Source organism: Alphaproteobacteria bacterium, assembly GCA_025800285.1.
In the GTDB taxonomy this organism is placed as follows: Bacteria; Pseudomonadota; Alphaproteobacteria; order JAOXRX01; family JAOXRX01; genus JAOXRX01.
Genome location: JAOXRX010000076.1, coordinates 1 through 2,387, shown reverse-complemented (window position 1 = coordinate 2,387; position 2,387 = coordinate 1). Strand labels below are relative to the sequence as shown.

At 30.3% G+C, this 2,387-nt stretch carries 1 protein-coding gene; it reads left to right on the top strand.

All coding sequences use genetic code 11. The features are described from left to right. Positions 1–249 precede the first annotated feature (249 nt). A complete protein-coding gene (locus OIF36_04245; GenBank protein MCV6599668.1) occupies positions 250–1,545 on the top strand; it encodes an IS30 family transposase in 1,296 nt (431 codons plus the stop codon). The last annotated feature ends 842 nt before the right edge of the window (positions 1,546–2,387 follow it).

Sequence of the window (2,387 nt, the reverse complement as noted above, 5' to 3'; positions counted from 1 at the left end):
AGACCTCATCAGTCATTGGATTATCAAACACCATATGAGTTAAGTATGGCTGCTTAGCATGCCTTAAAATAATCAAGATCACACGAAAGGAGAATAACTTAAATTTTCAAACTTGTGTCTTGACAGAGGGGACCATTATATATGATGTACAAATGAATTAGCAAGAACTAATTAGTGTTCTTGTTTTTTGTTGTAATTAGTTTAACTTACTGATACCTTCAAAGAGCTGGTGACTTTCTGGAGGTATTTATGTCTAAATATTTAACTTATGATCAACGTTTAGAAATAGAAGCTGGTTTAAAAAAAGGTTTATCTTTTGGCGTTATCGGAAAGATTATCTCAAAAGATAGAACAACAGTTGCCAAAGAAATTAAACGTAATCATATTATTAAGAAAATTGGTTATGCAAGCTATCCATATAATGCATGTGTGCATCGTGTAGATTGCAGAAGAACACTTGTATGTAATGAATGTCTGTATCCTAAGAAAAGTATTTGTAGCAGATGCAAACTCTGTAATTTAGACTGCTCTTTTTTTATTGAGGATGTATGCATCAGTAAATTCAAGACACCTTATGTATGTAATGGTTGTGTAGATTACTTCAAATGCTCACTTGCAAAGCCCTATTATTGTGCAAGTGATGCACATAAAATATTTACAGAGAACGTATCTGAGTCACGTAGTGGTCTTTTAACTAATGAAGCTGAGATAAAACGAATTAATGATATTATAAGTCCACTAATTAAAAAAGGACAATCAGTTCACCAAGTATATGTTCACAATAAAGATCAAATTATGTGTAGTGAAAAGACATTATACAATTACATAGATGCCTGTGTTTTCGATGTAAGAAACATTGATTTACCACGTAAGGTAAAGTTTCGTCCAAGGTACAAGAAACCCAAATTTAAGATAGACAGGAAATGTCGTATTAACAGAAAATATGAAGATTATCTAGCTCACATGGAACGTTTCCCTGAGCATAATATTGTTCAAATGGATTCAGTTATTGGTCGTAAAGGTGGCAAAATGTTGCTAACACTTCACTTTGTCTCTTCAAGCTTCATGTTAGCTTTTATTAGAGATCTAAACACCTCACAATCAGTAATTGATATCTTTAATTATTTGTATAGTGTTCTTGGTAAAACAGACTACGAAAGACTCTTCCAAGTTATTCTCACTGATAATGGAAGTGAGTTTTCCAATCCAAATGCGATAGAAAGAGAACCTAAGAACAATCTTTTAAGAAGTCATCTATTTTATTGTGATCCAAGTTCGCCGCATCAAAAGGGAGCCATTGAAGTTAATCACACACTCCTAAGAAGAATACTTCATAAAGGTCAATCATTTGATAATTTAACACAAGATGATATTATACTTGTCATGAATCATGTGAACTCATACTCACGAAAAAAGCTGAACGATAGATCTCCCTACGAGACGTTCAGCTTTTACTACGGAGAAGATATACTCAGGAAACTTGGTTATGGTCCAGTAGCAGCTGAAAGCATAATCATGAAACCCAATCTTCTCAAAAGAAAATAGTAAATAGAATAAACGTCACCAGCAAGTAACTAAGTACAAGCAGAACAGGGGTGGATTTTTCGATTACTAAAAAATCATGGAAAAATTGACCTCCATTTGTAATGCACAATTAACCCTATTTACACCTGAATTATATCAAAATAATGACATGAATAACATCATTACTATGGAACTACGCATTCAAAGCGGGAAATTGGTTTACAACTATGGAAATTTGCTTACAAAAGAGTGCTTTTACTTACAAAGCGAGATTCTTGAGTTACAAACGGGAAATTGGGATTTCAATTTTCCACTTTTCATTCAACCAGAAAATAATAAGGTTATAATTATTAATAGTTTTTGGTTTTTTCTTATAAAAAATACTTTTTTTTCATTGACATGGCAACATATTGTGTTACAATATGTTTAACTATTGTAAATTATTTTAATATATATAATGTAAATGTTAAGTTTTATTCAAACACAAAGATAAAAACAAGGATAAATATGATTTTTTTTGCTAAGATTGAAATTAAGATATATTAGATTATAATTTAACATTTGAGACTGATGTTATTACAGTAATTAGTATTTTAGAAGTGTATTATATGCGATTAATTTTCTGAATTTTCGGAATATTAAAATGTATTTGAACCTCATAGATAAAAAGATTTTTTTGTTATGATTAATTGCTTATATCTCAATGATATAAATTAAAGAATGGGTAGTGTAAAGTAATTAATGAAAAACAGCTTGGATTTTTGATGTTGTGATTATCTATAGTTTGTTAATAAAGAACATAATAAAACACGCTCTGGCTACACAGCGTTGATAACAAATATAAGTATATTTGATTATGTTTT

Excerpts from the sequence above, each read along its gene's own strand:
- OIF36_04245 (MCV6599668.1), top strand. The coding sequence starts at position 250 with ATGTCTAAATATTTAACTTATGATCAACGTTTAGAAATAGAAGCTGGT.